Source organism: Rhizobium sp. PL01 (genome assembly GCF_033447125.1).
In the GTDB taxonomy this organism is placed as follows: domain Bacteria; phylum Pseudomonadota; class Alphaproteobacteria; order Rhizobiales; family Rhizobiaceae; genus Pararhizobium.
This window is the reverse complement of record NZ_JAWQUM010000006.1, coordinates 302,574-318,927: the sequence shown is the minus strand read 5'-3', so window position 1 is coordinate 318,927 and position 16,354 is coordinate 302,574. Positions and strand designations below refer to the sequence as shown.

General features: G+C 58.7%; 16 protein-coding genes. 3 read left to right on the top strand and 13 right to left on the bottom strand.

What is annotated here, in order from left to right:
- Window position 1: 1 nt before the first annotated feature.
- Both trpB and R6X40_RS16840 read right to left on the bottom strand, forming a co-directional pair.
- A complete protein-coding gene (gene trpB / locus R6X40_RS16845) occupies window positions 2-1,222 on the bottom strand; it encodes a tryptophan synthase subunit beta (RefSeq protein WP_318414934.1) in 1,221 nt (406 codons plus the stop codon).
- Window positions 1,219-1,899, bottom strand: a complete 681-nt coding sequence (locus R6X40_RS16840; protein WP_318414933.1) for a phosphoribosylanthranilate isomerase — start codon at window positions 1,897-1,899, stop codon at window positions 1,219-1,221. Before R6X40_RS16840 ends, trpB begins: the two co-directional genes overlap by 4 nt.
- Before the next feature lie 133 nt (window positions 1,900-2,032).
- Here R6X40_RS16840 and R6X40_RS16835 point away from each other — a divergent pair, with 133 nt between their 5' ends.
- The gene (locus R6X40_RS16835; RefSeq protein ID WP_318414932.1) at window positions 2,033-2,233 is read left to right on the top strand and encodes a YqaE/Pmp3 family membrane protein; all 201 of its coding nucleotides are present in this window, start codon (window positions 2,033-2,035) and stop codon (window positions 2,231-2,233) included.
- Window positions 2,234-2,244: 11 nt separating this feature from the next.
- Here R6X40_RS16835 and R6X40_RS16830 read toward each other — a convergent pair whose 3' ends face one another.
- The 10 genes from R6X40_RS16830 to R6X40_RS16785 all read right to left on the bottom strand — a co-directional run bounded on the left by R6X40_RS16830 (window position 2,245) and on the right by R6X40_RS16785 (window position 13,272).
- The gene (locus R6X40_RS16830) at window positions 2,245-3,003 is read right to left on the bottom strand and encodes a SprT family zinc-dependent metalloprotease (protein ID WP_318414992.1); all 759 of its coding nucleotides are present in this window, start codon (window positions 3,001-3,003) and stop codon (window positions 2,245-2,247) included.
- Window positions 3,004-3,123: 120 nt separating this feature from the next.
- Window positions 3,124-3,552, bottom strand: a complete 429-nt coding sequence (locus R6X40_RS16825; protein ID WP_318414931.1) for a DUF2852 domain-containing protein — start codon at window positions 3,550-3,552, stop codon at window positions 3,124-3,126.
- A gap of 144 nt (window positions 3,553-3,696) precedes the next feature.
- On the bottom strand, window positions 3,697-4,971 hold the full coding sequence (gene phaZ / locus R6X40_RS16820) for a polyhydroxyalkanoate depolymerase (RefSeq protein ID WP_318414930.1): 1,275 nt from the start codon (window positions 4,969-4,971) through the stop codon (window positions 3,697-3,699).
- Between the two features lie 257 nt (window positions 4,972-5,228).
- Entirely contained in the window at window positions 5,229-6,248 is a 1,020-nt protein-coding gene (locus R6X40_RS16815) for a zinc-binding alcohol dehydrogenase family protein (RefSeq protein WP_318414929.1), read from the bottom strand.
- Between the two features lie 91 nt (window positions 6,249-6,339).
- Window positions 6,340-7,314: an ABC transporter permease gene (locus R6X40_RS16810; protein WP_318414928.1), complete on the bottom strand. Its 975-nt coding sequence runs from the start codon at window positions 7,312-7,314 to the stop codon at window positions 6,340-6,342.
- A 42-nt stretch (window positions 7,315-7,356) separates the two neighbouring features.
- The gene (locus R6X40_RS16805; protein ID WP_318414927.1) at window positions 7,357-8,910 is read right to left on the bottom strand and encodes a sugar ABC transporter ATP-binding protein; all 1,554 of its coding nucleotides are present in this window, start codon (window positions 8,908-8,910) and stop codon (window positions 7,357-7,359) included.
- Window positions 8,911-9,020: 110 nt separating this feature from the next.
- Entirely contained in the window at window positions 9,021-10,007 is a 987-nt protein-coding gene (locus tag R6X40_RS16800) for an ABC transporter substrate-binding protein (RefSeq protein WP_318414926.1), read from the bottom strand.
- Window positions 10,008-10,240: 233 nt separating this feature from the next.
- On the bottom strand, window positions 10,241-10,690 hold the full coding sequence (locus tag R6X40_RS16795; protein ID WP_318414925.1) for an RbsD/FucU family protein: 450 nt from the start codon (window positions 10,688-10,690) through the stop codon (window positions 10,241-10,243).
- Between the two features lie 25 nt (window positions 10,691-10,715).
- Complete coding sequence (locus R6X40_RS16790; protein WP_318414924.1) at window positions 10,716-11,735, bottom strand: aldo/keto reductase; 1,020 nt, start codon at window positions 11,733-11,735, stop codon at window positions 10,716-10,718.
- A gap of 31 nt (window positions 11,736-11,766) precedes the next feature.
- The gene (locus tag R6X40_RS16785; RefSeq protein WP_318414923.1) at window positions 11,767-13,272 is read right to left on the bottom strand and encodes an altronate dehydratase family protein; all 1,506 of its coding nucleotides are present in this window, start codon (window positions 13,270-13,272) and stop codon (window positions 11,767-11,769) included.
- A gap of 271 nt (window positions 13,273-13,543) precedes the next feature.
- Between R6X40_RS16785 and R6X40_RS16780 the strand changes: the two genes are divergently transcribed.
- Window positions 13,544-14,422: a GntR family transcriptional regulator gene (locus R6X40_RS16780; protein ID WP_318414922.1), complete on the top strand. Its 879-nt coding sequence runs from the start codon at window positions 13,544-13,546 to the stop codon at window positions 14,420-14,422.
- A 16-nt stretch (window positions 14,423-14,438) separates the two neighbouring features.
- Window positions 14,439-15,530 (top strand): mannitol dehydrogenase family protein, encoded by a 1,092-nt coding sequence (locus R6X40_RS16775; RefSeq protein ID WP_318414921.1) that lies wholly within the window; start codon window positions 14,439-14,441, stop codon window positions 15,528-15,530.
- On the opposite strand, the gene R6X40_RS16770 is transcribed toward R6X40_RS16775, so the two are convergent.
- Window positions 15,531-16,334, bottom strand: coding sequence for an HpcH/HpaI aldolase/citrate lyase family protein (locus R6X40_RS16770; RefSeq protein ID WP_318414920.1), 804 nt, complete (start codon window positions 16,332-16,334; stop codon window positions 15,531-15,533).
- Window positions 16,335-16,354 lie beyond the last annotated feature (20 nt).

The following is a 16,354-nucleotide window of genomic DNA, read 5'->3' as shown; positions in this document are numbered from 1 at the left end:
CTTACAGCCCCATTCCAAGCAGTTTGCCGACGGTGAAGATATCCTTGTCGCCGCGGCCGGAGAGGTTCATCAGAATGATCTCGTCCTTGCCCATTTTCGGTGCGCGCTTGATCACCTCGGCGATCGCGTGGCTCGGCTCCAGTGCCGGAATGATGCCCTCAAGGCGGGTTAACACCTGAAACGCTTCCAGCGCCTCATGATCCATGATCGGTACATATTCGACGCGACCGATATCGGCGAGCCAGGAATGTTCGGGACCGATGCCGGGATAGTCGAGGCCGGCCGAAATCGAATGACCTTCCTTGATCTGGCCGTCGCTGTCCTGCAGCAGATAGGTGCGGTTGCCGTGCAGGACGCCTGGCGATCCGGCGGTGATCGACGCACAATGCTCGTCGCCGTCCAGTCCCTTACCGCCAGCTTCGACACCGACGATCTTGACGGATTCGTCATCAAGGAACGGATGGAAGATGCCGATGGCATTCGAACCACCACCAACGGCAGCAATGACCAGATCCGGCAGGCGGCCTTCGGCTTCCAGCATCTGCTGCTTGGCCTCGATGCCGATCACCGACTGAAAGTCGCGGACCATTTCCGGATAGGGATGCGGGCCGGCAGCGGTGCCGATCAGGTAATAGGTGTCGTCGACATTGGTGACCCAGTCGCGCAGGGCTTCGTTCATCGCATCCTTCAGCGTGCCGGAACCGGCCGTTACCGGCTTGACCTCGGCACCGAGCAGCTTCATGCGGAATACGTTTGGCGCCTGACGCTCGACATCGGTTGCGCCCATATAGACGACGCAGGGAAGGCCGAAGCGGGCAGCAACGGTGGCGGAGGCCACGCCATGCTGGCCGGCACCGGTTTCGGCGATGATGCGGGTCTTGCCCATGCGCTTGGCCAACAGGATCTGGCCGATGCAATTGTTGATCTTGTGCGAACCGGTATGGTTCAGCTCTTCGCGCTTGAAATAGATCTTGGCGCCGCCGAGATGCTCGGTCAGGCGCTCGGCGAAATAGAGCGGGCTCGGGCGGCCAATATAATGAGCACCGAGATGCTTCAGCTCGGCCTGGAATTCCGGATCGGTCTTGGCCTTGTCCCACTCAGCCTGCAAGTCGAGGATCAGCGGCATCAGGGTTTCAGCAACGAAGCGGCCGCCGAAAATGCCGAAGCGGCCATCCTCGTCGGGGCCGGTCTTGAACGAATTCAGGTTTGGCGTCTCGTTCACTTGCTTCTCCCTGCCGATGCTTCGGCCATATCCGCTTCGGCGCGGGCAATGGCATCGAAAAACTCTTCCATACGCTTCAGATCTTTGACGCCCGGTGCGCTTTCGACGCCTGAGGACGTATCGATGGCCTTGGTGCCTGTCAGAACCATGGCTTCACCGATATTCAGCGCGTTCAAACCACCGGAAAGCATGTAATCGACGCTTCCGTCAAGCATGTGCAAGAGCTTCCAGTCGAACGACACACCATTACCACCCGGCAGATCGGAGCCTTTCGGTGGCTTGGCATCGAACAGGAAGCGGTCTGCAATGCCTATATAAGGTTCGATCCGCCTCAAATCATCGGCTTCGCGAATGGACAATGCCTTGATGACGGGCAATCCGTAGACAGCCTTGACGTTCAGAACACGCTGCGGGCTCTCATGACCATGAAGCTGGAGAATGTCCGGCGATAGCGCCGAAACGATCTCGTCGAGATCGTCATTATCGGCATCGACGGTGACAGCAACGATCTTCGCCTTGCCGCGAATACGCTCCGCCAGTCGGCCAGCATCATCTGGCTCGATGTTGCGTGGGCTCTTCGGAAAGAAGATAAAGCCGACGTAACGCGCGCCAAGCGCCACGGCCCGATCCACGGCCTCGGCAGTCGTCAGTCCGCAAATTTTGACTTCCGTTTTCATGCACAGCGAACTGACATGAAATGGGCCGTGAGTCGAGCCTAAAACACGCCAAACACAGGCACCCACAGCGCTTCAGCCATTGCATATGGTTCGTGATCGACCCATATCGACAGCAACGATCACGGAGAACATCATGCGCCTTTTGCTTGCCATCATCCTGCCCTGGCTTCAGTTTTTCACTATCGGCCGGCCGATTGCGGGCTTTGTCTGCCTCATCCTGCAGATTACACTGATCGGCTGGATTCCCGCCGCCATCTGGTCGGTCTATGCGCTCAGCCAGTACAAGACGGACGAGAAGATCAGGGAAGCGCTGGGCAATCAGTACCGGCGTTAAGCCGGGCCGGCTCAATCGAAGTCGATTGCGTGCAACATGGTGCCGTTGCGCTTCAGCCAGCGTTTAGCATCGTCCATCGCCGGGCAGAGCTCTTCGCACAGATCCCAGAAATCCGGCCCGTGGTTCATCTCGCGCAGATGCGCGACCTCGTGGGCGGCGAGATAGTCGATCACCTTCGGCGGCGCCATGACGATGCGCCAGGAAAAGCTCAGGGCACCATCGGCGGCGCAGGAGCCCCAACGGCTGCGGGTATCCTTGAAGCTCAAGGACTTTACCTGGCGGCCGACCATACGCGCATAGTTCGAAACCAGCCGCTCCAGGTCCTTGCGGGCTTCCTTCTTCAGGAAATCCGCAATCCGGCGGCGTAGATGCTCCTCGGCACCGCTGACAAGCAGCACCGCTTCGTCATCGATGATCACCGCTTCCGTCAGGCCGCGCAGCTTGCCGGTGCGCTCGATCCGGTGGGCGATACCACGCAGAAGAATGGTGCCGCCCTCTTCCAAAACACTCTCGCCGGAAAACCGGGCAAGCTTGGTCATCAGCCACCCCTGATGGCGATCGAGGAAGGCGTTGATCTCGCGTTCGGGCAATCCGGCCGGAATGGTCATCTTCAGGGCGCGGCCGCCTGGCTCGATGCGCAGTGTCATGCGCGTCGCCCGGGCGTTCTGCCGAATGGTCAGCGGCATGACCTTGCCGGCGACATCAATCGTCCGCGTCACCGGTGGTGGCGGAGATTTGGGCTGACGCGGTTTTCGAAGCAGGGAGAACATGAGTGTCTTGATAACCGATTCGTTTGAAGGGCGCATGATCTTGAACAAGCAAGACTTCATAGAAAAGAAAAACCGGCACCTTTGGGGATGCCGGTTTTGTTTGTCTGTCTGATCGCTGAATCAGTTGGCCGGGAAACCCGGGACCGAACCGGAACCTCCGGAATTGCGATCGCGCATAAAGCGGTCGAAATCTTCCTGGTCCTTGGCGCGGCGGAGTTCGCGGGCATACTCGTCAAACTGTTCGCGCATTTCATCGAGCTTGCGGCGTTCCTCGTCGAGACGGGAAAGCTCAGCATCGCGCCAGTCGTCGAACGCAACATTGCCGGTGCCGAAGTTCGGGCGGCCATAACGCTGGCTCTTCCGCTTGAAGGATGAGCAAAAGCCATCAACGCTGTTGTTGGCATCCTTCTTGAAGCTCTTCAGCCGTTCGCCGAACAGGATATAGGCAAGCATGGCGAGCCCAAGCGGCCAGAAAATCACGAAACCGAGCACCATCATAGCAATGGTCGCTGGCGTCCAGTCAGGACGGATCAATGCAGATTGGTTCATGTTCAGAAGTCCTCGCTAAAAGTGGGCCTCTCCTTCGGGCCCGCTTATTACGAGATGGGAAGAGGCTTGCCCCTCTGCAAGATAATTGTCCGCAGATTCCGGCAAGCCTCTGATATCGATCTATGAAATCGATATACTTATGGATCAGGCGGTCTTTCCACCCTTGATCACCCGGCGCACCGGCTTGGCGCTGCGGGCATGCTCGCGCTGGAATGCCGCGATGCGCGGCGCGATTTCGCGGCGGAAACGCGAGCCGTTGAAAACACCGTAATGACCGACATCCGGCTGCATGTAGTGCAGGCGCATGTTGTCGGGGATATTGGTGCAGATCGTCTGTGCCGCCTGTGTCTGGCCGACGCCGGAAATATCGTCGTTCTCGCCTTCCACTGTCAAAAGCGCCACCTTGCGGATCGCTGTCGTATCCACAGGCACGCCGCGGTGCATCATCTCGCCCTTCGGCAACGCATGACGCATGAAGACGACCTCGACGGTCTGCAGATAGAACTCCGCCGTCAGATCCATCACTGCCATATATTCATCGTAGAAATCGCGGTGCTTTTCGGCGGCGTCGCCGTCGTTCTTGACCAGATGCTCAAAGAAATCCTTGGTCGCTGTCAGGTGGCGGTCAAGGTTCATCGACATGAAGCCGGACAGCTGCAGGAAGCCCGGATAGACCGGACGCATGAAACCGGTCTGCGGAAATGGTACCGGCATCACGACATTGTCGCGGAACCACTCGATCGGCTTGTCCTTGGCGAGCTGGTTGACTGCTGTCGGATTGATGCGGGTGTCGATCGGCCCGCCCATCAGCGTCATGGACGATGGCGACAGCGGGTCGTCATTGGCTTCCATCAGCGCCACAGCAGCCAGAACCGGCACCGCCGGCTGACAGACCGCGATGACATGAGTGTCCGGACCGAGGAAATGCAGCATCTGGATGACGTAGTCGATATAGTCATCGAGGTCGAACGTGCCTTCGCTCAACGCCACCGTGCGGGCATCGATCCAGTCGGTGATATAGATATCCGACTGCGGCAACAGCGCTTCGACTGTACCGCGCAGCAGCGTTGCATAATGGCCAGACATCGGCGCGACGATCAACACCTTCGGATCGGAGGCTCTCCCCTTCGGCACGGCACGCTCAAAATGGATGAGATTGCAGAATGGCTCACGCCAGACGATGCGCTCCTGAACCGCGACCGGCACACCATCGATAACGGTCTCGGGAAGGCCGAACTCCGGCTTGCCGTAACGGCGGGTGGTGCGTTCAAAGACCTCGAGACCGGCAGCGGCGGCCCTGCCCATATAGGTGTGCGAAATAGGATTGAGCGGATTGGCGTAGGCCAGTCGCATAGCATCCGCCGCAGCGCGCCAGGGCGCCATCATCGCATGATTGAGTTCGTATAGCTGGTAGAACATCGGAAGCGTTCTCCTTGTTACCGTAAACGACAACGCCGCTCCCAACCGGACGCAACCCTGCAATTCTTGTTTTTCGTGTCCGCAAGTCAGGCAAACATTAGCACTTTTCTTGTGCGGCGCAATAAATATGCCGCAACGCCCTCATGACAAGGCCTTCACAAGCATGTCACTGAGGGCTTGATAGTCCGTAAAGACGCTTGCCCGAGGCTGCTTTCCGATGAATGCAGAGGGCCGAGCCTTGCTTCCAGCGATGTGCTCTACTGCGAAACCTTGACCACCGCCTTGATCAACCCGGCCTTCTCATGCGCCCAGCGCGGTAGATCCGTGACGACAGCATCCAATGTTGTGCGATGCGTGATCAACGACGACACCGGGACATGTCCGGCTCGGATCGATGCTGCTACATGCTCGAAATCCTGCCGCGTTGCATTGCGGCTGCCAACCAGCATCATTTCCCGCTTGTGAAATTCAGGATCAGAGAAGCGAATATCGTCTTTCACCACGCTAACGAAGACCAGGCATCCACCATGTGCAACGAATGAGAAGGATTTCTCCATCGAACCACCGAAGCCGGTGGCATCGAACACTACATCGAAACCGTCCCCATCCGTGGCAGACAGCACGGCTTTCAGCGCGCCATCCCCCGCCAATATTCCTTCCGCAAAACCCAACCGCTCGGCCGCCATCTGCAAACGTTCTGCGCTGGTATCGAGCAGCGTCACCTGATGACCGGCGATGCGAGAGAAAAGTGCCGTTCCAAGGCCAATCGGCCCGGCACCGATGACCAGCGCCCGTGATCCGGCAGGCGCAAGAGAACGGCGTACCGCATGAGCGCCGATGGCCAGGAATTCGACGGTTGCCGCCGCCTCCAGTGAAAGGTCTCCAGCCGGATAGAGATTTGTCTCGGGCACGAGGATTTCCTCGCACAGCGCACCGTTGGTATGAACACCCAGAACCTTAATTGCCGTACAGCAGTTCGGCTTATCCTTCAGGCAAGCGACGCAGGATCCGCAGGACAAATAGGGATTGACGATGACCGGCGTACCCGGCGGCAGCAAAACTCCTTCGCCGGATTCGATCACCGTTGCGGAGATCTCGTGGCCCATAACTCTCGGATATTCGAGATAGGGGTGTTTGCCCTCGAAAATATGATAGTCGGTGCCGCAGATGCCGACATGGCTGACCGCCAGCCGCGCCCAGCCTTTCGGCGGCGAACCGGGCGCTGGTTGGTCGATGATCTCCAGGCGCCCGGGCTCCGGGCAGATAGCCGCTTTCATGGCAGACAGTTCCTTGCAGTCTCAATTCACAGATGGATAGATAACAATCGGCAACCGACCGGGATCGGACCGGCCGGGCATGCCGCAATGATCAGCGCGAACCGCGGCGGCGCAGCTGGTCGAAATAGACAATGACGATGATCAGCACGCCGGTGATGATCCGCTGTACGAACGCATTGACGTTGAGCAGATTGGCACCGTTGTTGATGGTTGCCAGGATGAAGGCACCGAGCAGCGGCCCGTGCACCGAGCCAACCGCACCAAACAGGCTGGTGCCGCCGATGACCGAGGAGGCGATCGCCTGCAATTCCCAGCCTTCTGCCTGGGTGGCATTGCCGATGCCGATGCGCGAGGCGAGCAGCAGGCCGACGAAGGCAGCGCAGGTCGAAGACAGGATATATGCGAGGTAGATCGTCCGATTGACATTGACGCCGGAGAGACGCGCCGCCTCACTGTTGGAGCCGACGGCGAAGAGATAACGACCCCAGCGGCTGAGGTGCAGAAAGATGTAGGCCGGTATCGCGACAACGATCACCATCCAGAACAGGCTGGGAATGCCGAGGAAATCGGCACGCGAGAAGTTTGTGAAGGACTCGTCGCTGATCGAGATCGTCGAACCATTGGTCACCAGCAGGCCGATGCCGCGGAGCGAAGTCAGCGTCGCAAGCGTGATGATGAAGGCAGGAAGCCCCATGCGCACAATGCCGAAGGCATGGAAAGCGCCGATCGCCACACCGACGAGCAACGTGATGCCCATGGCCGGCCAGAGCGGCACGCCATGCTGCAAAAGCCAGGCGACGGTGACGCTGGAGAAACCGACAACGGCACCGACGGAAAGATCGATACCGGCTGTGATGATGACAAATGTCTGCCCGACGGCGAGGATCGCGGTCATCGACCCCTGCCTCAGCAGGTTGCTGATATTGTTGGAAGTCCAAAAACTCGTCGTCGAGATGCCGAGGAGCAGCCAGAGAAACAGCAAGAGCCCGAGCAAGGTCAGGCCGAACAGGATGTTCATGCCTTTCTTCGGCACCGGTGCGGTTTCCGTCGTCGTCTCTACGGTCATGACTTTCCTCCACGCATTTTCTTATTCGGTCTTTTCATGATGCTAGACGCCGATTGCCTGGGTCAGCACTTCTTCATGCGACGCGCTGCGATAGGTATGGCTGGCGACCAACTTTCCCTGCCGGAACACATGCAGGCGGTCTGAAAGCTCATAGACCTCAGGGAGATAGGACGAGATCAGGATGATGCCGGCTCCCTGCTCCAGAAGCCTTGCAAACAGCCGGTAGATTTCCGCCTTGGTGCCGACATCGACGCCGACGGTCGGCTCATCGAAGATGAATAGTTTGGCGCCATGGCTCAGCCATTTGCCGATGACGATCTTCTGCTGGTTGCCGCCGGACATGGCGGACGCCAGCACACGCCGCGTCGGCGTCTTGATCTTCAGGTCCTTGATCTGGCGGTCGGCATTCTCGATTTCGCGTCCGCGATTGATGGTCAGACCGCGCGACAGCCGGTCGAAAACCGGTAGATTGATATTCAGGCCGATCGGTAGATTGAGGCAGAGCCCCTGGTCGCGGCGGCTTTCAGGTGCCAGCGCAATGCCGAGGTCCATCGCATCCCGCTCGTTGCGGATCCTGACCTTGCTGCCCTGCCAGTAGACTTCCCCGGCGCTCAAAGGCTGGCGGCCATAGAGCCCAAGCGCAAACTCGCTGCGTCCGGCACCGATCAAGCCATACAACCCGACGATTTCCCCTGCCCGCACTGACAGAGAAACATCCGAAAAACCCGGGCCGGAAAGACCACGCGTTTCAACGATCGTCGCACCGATGGGCAGTGTTTCCTTGTGATAGATTTGCTCGATGGTGCGGTTGATCATCATCGAGATCAGCTCGGCATCATTAGTCTCCGCGATCTTGCGTGTCCCGATATGGGTGCCGTCGCGCAGGACCGAAACCCGGTCGGCAAGCTCGAAAACCTCTTCCATGCGATGGCTGATGTAGACAATCGTCACGCCTTCAGCCTGTAGCCGGCGAATAAGCCGGAACAGCTGCGCCGATTCCTGACGGGTCAAATAGGCGGTCGGCTCGTCGAAAATCAGGAACTGCGTGCCGCGCATCGCCGCGCGCGCCGTCGCGACCAGTTGCTGCTGGCCGATCGTCAGGTCGCTGAGAAGGGCGCCGGCCGGCAGGTTGAATCCGAGATCATTGAGTACGGCCTGTGCCGCATCGGTCATGGCGCGCTTGCGCATCAGGCCGTTCTTGTTGATCTCGTCGCCGAGAAACATATTGGCCGCCACCGACAGGTGGCGGCAAAGCACCACCTCCTGATGCACGGCATTGATGCCGCGCGAAATCGCCTCGTTGGGAGTGGCGAGCTGCACCGCATCGCCACACCAGAAAACCTCGCCGGAGGTTCGCCGAATAACCCCGGTCAGAAGCTTGATCAGCGTCGATTTTCCAGCACCGTTTTCACCGACAATCGCGTGGACCTCGCCTGAAAGGAAGGTGATATTTGCCGGCTTCAGCGCCTCGACAGCACCGTATTTCTTCTGCAGGCCGCGCAATTCCAGGATCGGCTCGCCCTTGGGAACGGGATGTTTGGCAATCGTCATCGCACCACCGTCGTGTCGGTGACTGACATCGTGAAGTCCGGTCATTCGGCTCTCCTCCCGGATCCCGAAACCTGCCTCAAACGGGTATAGAGGTTTGAGGCAGGCCAAGATCGCAATATTCACGGGACGGCAGAGTTGCCCGCCGTCCCGGCCAATCAGATCTTCGGGTTCAGAAGAGCATCGATCTTCGGATCAGCCATATTGGCCTTGGTCACCAGGTTTGCACCGGTATCGACATTGGCCTCAACCTTTTCCTTCTTGGAGGCGGCCAGAGCGGTTTTGATGCCGTCATAGCCCATGCGATAGGGGTCCTGCACGACGAGGCCGGCGAGAACGCCTTCCTTGAGGAAGCCGACCGTCTTTTCATCGCTGTCGAAGCCGATAACCTTGATCTTGTCGCCGAGCTTGTTTTCAGCGATCGCCTGGCCAACGCCCTGCGCCATGATCAGGTTTGATGCGAAGACGCCAACGAGGTTCGGATTTGCAGTGATGAGGTCGGTCATCATGTTGAGGCCGGTGGTGGCCTGGCCGTCGGCATATTTATCGGCAACGACTTTCAGGCCCGGATATTTGGCCGTGATCTGCTCGACGAAACCGTTATGACGCTGATCCAGCGAACCGACGCCAGGCAGGCTGGTGATGATGGCGATTTCGCCCTCTTCCTTGCCGGTCGCTTCCTTGATAGCCGCGGCAAGACCGTCAGCAGCAATGCGGCCGCCCTGAGTGTTGTCGGTGGTCAGGAAGGACGTGAAGGCCTTGGAATCTGCACCGGAGTCGATGCCGATGATCGGCACGGTCTTGGCGGCTTCATCGATCGGCTTGCCAAGCGCCTTGAACTCCGTTGGCGAGATGACGACAGCAACCGGAGCGCCGGCAACGGCATTTTCCAGAATGGTGATCTGGCCGTTGATGTCCGATTCCGACTGGGCGCCGAGTTCCGGCACAGTGACGCCGAGATCCTTGCCAGCCGCCCGGGCGCCGGCCAGCACGATCTGCCAGTAGAATGACGTTGTGTCCTTGACGATGATCGGGATCGTGACGTCCTGCGCGAACGATGCCATCGGCATCATGGTCGCGAAAACGGCGGCACCGGCTAGGCTCGTGAATGCGCGGCGCGATAGGATATTCTTCATAAGGGTCATGCTGTTGTTCTCCTCCAACAACGTCTTGTTCAGTTCTCCTCCGACCGGGCCGCAAGACGCAGACAGCTCGATCTTTTATCCATAAAAAACATTTAACTTTGGCAAGCTATCTCAGCAATTTTGAAAATGCAAGCGGCTGCTAAAGTCCCTGAACATTGATCTCCTCCCAATGCCAAGTCACTGTTTTTCATTGTAAAGGCACGCTGCCCCACCTCCATGGGTCAGCGCTTCTGCTATGAAACGCGGTAAAGTTCCTGCGGGTGCACGACACCCTTCTTCAGGATGATATTCCCATAGAGCCGGAACTCCGTGGTCGCGACGATGTAGGCAGCCTTCCGGGAGCGCTCGTAAAATGCAAAGCGCTCGATCGGCACGACCTTGAAGTCCCCGGCGAGCTTTTTGACCATGCTCTGGAACTTGACGCAGACGTCCGGAACGGCCTCCGGATCGCCGACAACCTCCATTCGCCAGGCGGATTCGTCGACGAACGTATCGAGCGGCATATGCGCGAGGATCGCTTCCAGAATGCTTAGTGCATCGACGCCATCGGCGCGAACGACCTTCGGCCCCATGGTGCTTGCCGGAAAATTGGCGTCGGCGATGACGATTTCGTCACCATGGCCCATGGTGCGGATCGCATGCAGCAATTCCGGCCCGAGCAATGGATGTATTCCCTTGAGCATTCCTGTTCCCTCTATCCTGTGACGGCTAAACCCGGACGGCGTCTGTTCCCAGTTCGGCCGCGACCAGCGTATGCGCTTCGTAGGCGGTAAAGTCTTGCGGCTGCAAGCGCCGCTCCGTCAGTTCCATATTGCGTATCAGACTTGATGGTTTTGCTGTGCCGAGAAGGACCGAGGCGACCACGGGGCTCTGCAAGGGGAACTGAATAGCGGGTGCCGCAAGCGGAAGGCCTTGCGACTGCGCAATCTTTTCCATCGCTCCCACCTTGTCCAGAACCTCCCGGGCTGCCGGCATATAGTCGAAATGCGATCCCTCCACCGGACCCGTTGCCAGAATACCTGAATTGAAGACGCCGCCAACCACCAGCGAGGTTTTCTTTTGTTCACAAAGGGGTAGCAATTCGGCGGTGGCGGTACGATCCAACAGCGTATAGCGCCCGGCGAGCAGGATACAGTCGAGATCCGCCTCAGCCATCACATCCAGGCAAACGGGAACTTCGTTGACGCCAAGCCCATAAGCGGAAATGGTGCCACTCGATTTCAGCTGATCCAACGCCTTCAAACCGCCATCCAGCAATTGGCGAAGATAGACCGCATTGCGTTCGGCGCCGTGCGTATAGACGCCGATATCATGGACAAAGAGAATATCGATCCGGTTGAGACCAAGTCGCGCATAGCTGAAATCGACCGACCGCATGATGCCGTCATAGGTATAGTCGTAATCCGTATCGAACGGCAACGGATCAACAAAGCCATAGCTCGGCACCTTGTCGTCGGCCACCGGGCGCTGTAGCCGGCCAACCTTCGTCGACAGAACATAGCTGCCCTTGGGCTTGTCACGCAGAAAATCGCCGACGCGACGTTCCGCGAGACCGAACCCATACCAGGGTGCAGTATCAATGAATCGGAGCCCAGCAGCCCACGCCACCTCCAGCGTCTCTATCGCTGCCTCGCGCGGGCAGGCCCGGTACATGCCGCCGAGCGGCGCAGTTCCGAAGCTGTATTCGGTGACGGACAGATCAGTTTGGCCGATTTTGCGTGTTTGCATCAATTTTCTCCTCCGCTCCAACGGACGCCCGTCAGAGTGTCGCGCCCAGGTGCCAGGGCACGAATTCATTGTCACCGTAACCGAACAGCTCGCTCTTGGTCTTCTTGCCGGACGCCGTATCGATGATCAGGTCGAAAATCTCGCGGCCCATGCCGGCAATGGTCGCATCGCCGCTGGCGATGGTGCCGCAATCGATATCCATGTCCTCTTCCATCGCCTGATAGAGCGCCGTGTTGCTCGTCAACTTGATCGACGGGCATGGGCGCGAGCCAAAACAGCTGCCTCGGCCGGTCGTGAAGGTAATAACATTGGCACCACCGGCGACCTGTCCCGTCGCTGAGACCGGGTCATAACCAGGCGTATCCATGAAGACGAGGCCGTGTTCCGTGACGCGCTCCGCATAATGATAGACAGCCGTCAGCGGCGAACGGCCGCCCTTGGCAACAGCACCGAGCGACTTTTCAAGAATGGTCGTCAACCCGCCACGCTTATTGCCCGGCGAAGGATTGTTGTCGAGCGAAGCTCCATGCATGGCGACATACGCTTCCCACCAGGAAATCAGCCCATCGAGCTTTTCCGCGACGCCATCATTGACGGCGCGGCTACGCAGCAGATGCTCGGCACCGTAGATTTCAGAGGTTTCCGAAAGGATGGCCGTACCACCGGCACCGGCAAGGATATCGACGGCGGCACCCAAAGCCGGATTCGCAGTAATACCCGACAACCCATCCGAACCACCACATTGCAGCCCGACGATGATCTCACTGACCGGAATCGGAATGCGCTTGGCCGTTCCGACTTCAGCCGCGATCTCTTCGAGCACGCCAAGCGCCCGGGCAACGGCTCGGCGCGAACCGCCAGCATCCTGAATGTTGAAATGCCGTTTGCCGGCTCCGGCACCCGACTGACCATAGAGCGTCAGCTGGTTGACCTCGCAACCAAGCCCAACCATCAGCACGCCACCGAAATTGACATGGCGCGTATAGCCGGCGAGAGTCCGGTGCAGGTTTTTCATGCCATCGCCTGTCGAGCTCATGCCACAACCCTGATCGTGGACGATCGGCACGAAACCGTCTATGCCGTCATAGCGCGGCAGGATGACCTTGTTGGCCTCCTCGGCGATGGCACGACAGACGGTGGTGGAACAGTTGACGCTGGCGATGATGCCGATGAAATTGCGGGTCGCCGCACGACCGTCGGCGCGGCGATAGCCCATGAATGTCCGGGCTTTGTCACTGAGGCTTGCCGCTTCCGGCGGCACCGGAGCGCCAATCGACAGCCGGTCCTGATCAAAGGCCAGATTGTGCGAATGCACATGGTCGCCCGGCGCGATCTCGACGGTGGCGCGGCCGATCGCCTGGCCGTATTTCACCACCGGTTCGCCGATATGGACGGGATGGATTGCTACTTTGTGGCCGGGGTCGATCTTGCCATTGGCACGGACGCCACCCGGAAGCTCGCCACCCGGTTCAATGGCCAGCGATGCAACGGCGACATTGTCTTGCGGCGATAAAACGATGAAGGAAGGTGCGGTCACCCTTGGTATCTCCCTGGACAGTTTTTATCCGAATGAGCCTCTCATTCATTTTGTCTTTTATCCACAATAGACAGTTTATCGTCAATGGGTATTATGTGACCAAGACTCGCGAGCAAGACGACAGCGGTCGCGACAAAAGCAGACAAGGGACGAAACAACCGTGAAACAGCAGAGCAAAATCGAAGACAGGATTGGACGGACCGGATAGAGCAGCTGCAAAAGCTTGCCCGCTCGTCGGGCTTACAGAAACCCATATCCGGTCGATACAGTCATGGCGAAACAGAATACCGTCTTCAAGGACGCCTTCAACCGCTGCCTCAAGCTTTTGGCGGAGACCTCCAGTCTGCCCTCTGAGCCGGAGCTTGGCACAACGCTCGGCGTTAGCCGCACCACCATCCGCGCCATACTGACACGCATGGAAGAACTACAGCTGCTTGCCTGGGACAAGCGGGCAAAAGTGGTTTTGCGCCAGCCGAAGCCGGAGGATTATTATCCGGCGGAAGAAACCGATTCGCTCTCCGATATCATCGAGCGCAGTTTCATGCGCCGGATTCTGGCCGGCGGTGCCGAGCCCGGCATGCAGATCAACGAGCTGGAATTGGCCCGAGACATCGGCACCGGAACGACCAGCGTGCGCGAATTCCTCATCCGCTTCAGCCGTTTCGGCCTGATCGAGAAACGGCCGAACAGTCACTGGATCCTAAAAGGGTTTACCCGCGAATTTGCATTGGAACTGACGGAAGTGCGCGAGATGTTCGAGCTGCGCTCGGCCGCAAGCTTTGCAGCCCTTGCTCCAGAGCACCCGGCCTGGGCCGATCTCGACCGAATCGAGACCCTGCACCACGACATCCTCGCTGATATCGACAATCGCTACAAGGAATTCTCGGAGCTCGACGAACGCTTCCACCTCCTGGTGCACACGTCATCCAGCAACCGGTTCATCGTCGATTTCTACGACATCATCACCATCGTCTTCCACTATCATTACCAATGGAACAAGACGAATGCGCGAGAACGCAACGCCCGGGCGCTTGAGGAACATCTTGATTATATCGCGGCCCTTCGCTCTCGCGATCGTGCGCGCGTCGAGACGGCCTGCCGGCGTCATCTGAAATCCGCCCGCGAAACTCTGCTCCAATCCATTCAATAGCCGGATTCACAGCACCATGCCCACGCCCATTATTCAGTTTGGAACCAGCCGCTTCCTGCAGGCGCATGCCGATCTCTTCGTCAGCGAAGCGCTGGAAAAGGGCGAAGCGTTGGGCAAAATCACGATCGTCCAGACCACGGGATCAGCAGAACGCGCCGGGCGCTTGAAAGCACTGGCCTCCCATGAAGGCTTCCCAGTCATCGTTCGCGGGCTTGTCGAGGGTGCCGAAGTCGATCGGACTCAACAGGTCACCAGCGTTGCCCGGGCCCTGTCGGCAGCAACCGACTGGGAAGAGGTGAAGCGGATCGTTGCGACGGAAGCGGAGGTGTTGATCTCGAATACCGGCGATACTGGCTATGCGGTCGGCGCTGACGATCTAACGACTGAAATCCCGGCCTCGTTTCCCGGAAAATTGCTGATCCTTTTGCACGAACGCTACCGCGCGGGAGGCAAGGTATTGACGATTCTGCCTTGTGAATTGGTCGCCCGCAACGGTGACACATTGAAAACGGTGATGCTCGATCTTCAATCCATCCGGATTGCCGACGCTGCATTCAGGGATTGGCTGGAAAGCCAGGTTATCTGGGGTAATACCCTGGTGGACCGGATAGTCTCCGAACCGCTGCAGCCAGCCGGAGCCGTGGCCGAACCCTATGCACTCTGGGCCATCGAGGCGCAACCCGGACTAACACTTCCCTGCGCCCATCCGTCCATTCTGCTGGTCGACGATCTCGCCCCTTACGAAAAACTGAAGCTGCATATCCTCAATCTCGGTCACACGGTGCTGGCCGATCTCTGGCTGAAAGCCGGGCGGCCGCAGGATGAAACCGTGAAAGCCATACTGAAAGATCCGGATGTATTCGCAACGCTGATGGACATCTATGAAAACGAGGTCATTCCCGGCTTTGCCGCGAACAACCTCGGCAGCGAGGCGGCCGGTTACGTGGCTCTGACCCTGGACCGGTTCCGAAATCCGTTTCTCGATCACCGGATCCGCGATATTGCCAACCACCACGCCGAGAAAATCACCCGGCGGCTTGCCGATTTCAGGGTCTGGAGCCCGGATGTCGCGATGCCGAAGCTCACGGCGATCATTGAAACGCGCTGATCAGTAGCCGGCAACCGGCTTGGCGTCGCTCTTTCCACCCGACAGGAAATCCTCCCGCAACCGGGTCGTAGCGCTGACAAGAAGCGTCACGTCGGTGCCGATCGCCATGAATGTAGCGCCCATTTCGCGGTACATATGGGCCTGATCGAGGCTCAGCGTCATGATACCGCGTGCCTTTCCTGCCTTCTCGATACGTTCGAAGGCATCCCTGATCGCCGCAGTTACCTCGGGATGTCCGGGCTGACCGAGATATCCCATGTCTGCCGCCAGATCGGACGGACCGATGAACAGGCCGTCAATCCCGTCAAGCGCGGCAATCTCATCAAGTGCTGCAAGACCGGCGCGGCTTTCGATCTGCACGATCAGGCAAATCTCGTCATTGGCTGTTTCAAGGTAATCGCCGATCCGGCTGAACTGCGACGCCCGGCCAAGGGCCGCACCGACACCGCGAATGCCATGCGGCGGATAGCGCACGGCGCGGACCAGAGCCTGCGCTTGCTCGACACTTTCCACCATGGGGATCAGCAATGTCTGGGCGCCCGTATCGAGGACCTGTTTGATCATCCAGGTTTCACCGACCGGAAGCCGGACCATCGGATGGCTACCGGACCGGGCCACAGCCTGAATTTGTGCGGACAGAAGCGGAATATCATTCGGCCCATGCTCGCCATCGATCAGCAGCCAATCATAACCGCTGCCCGAAACCACTTCAGCCGCATAGGGACTGGCCAGCGCCACCCAGAGACCCAGTTGAAAACGATCTTCGCGGATCGCGGCTTTGAACGTGTTTTTCGGGGCGGGCATGGCTCTCTCCTGCTGTATCT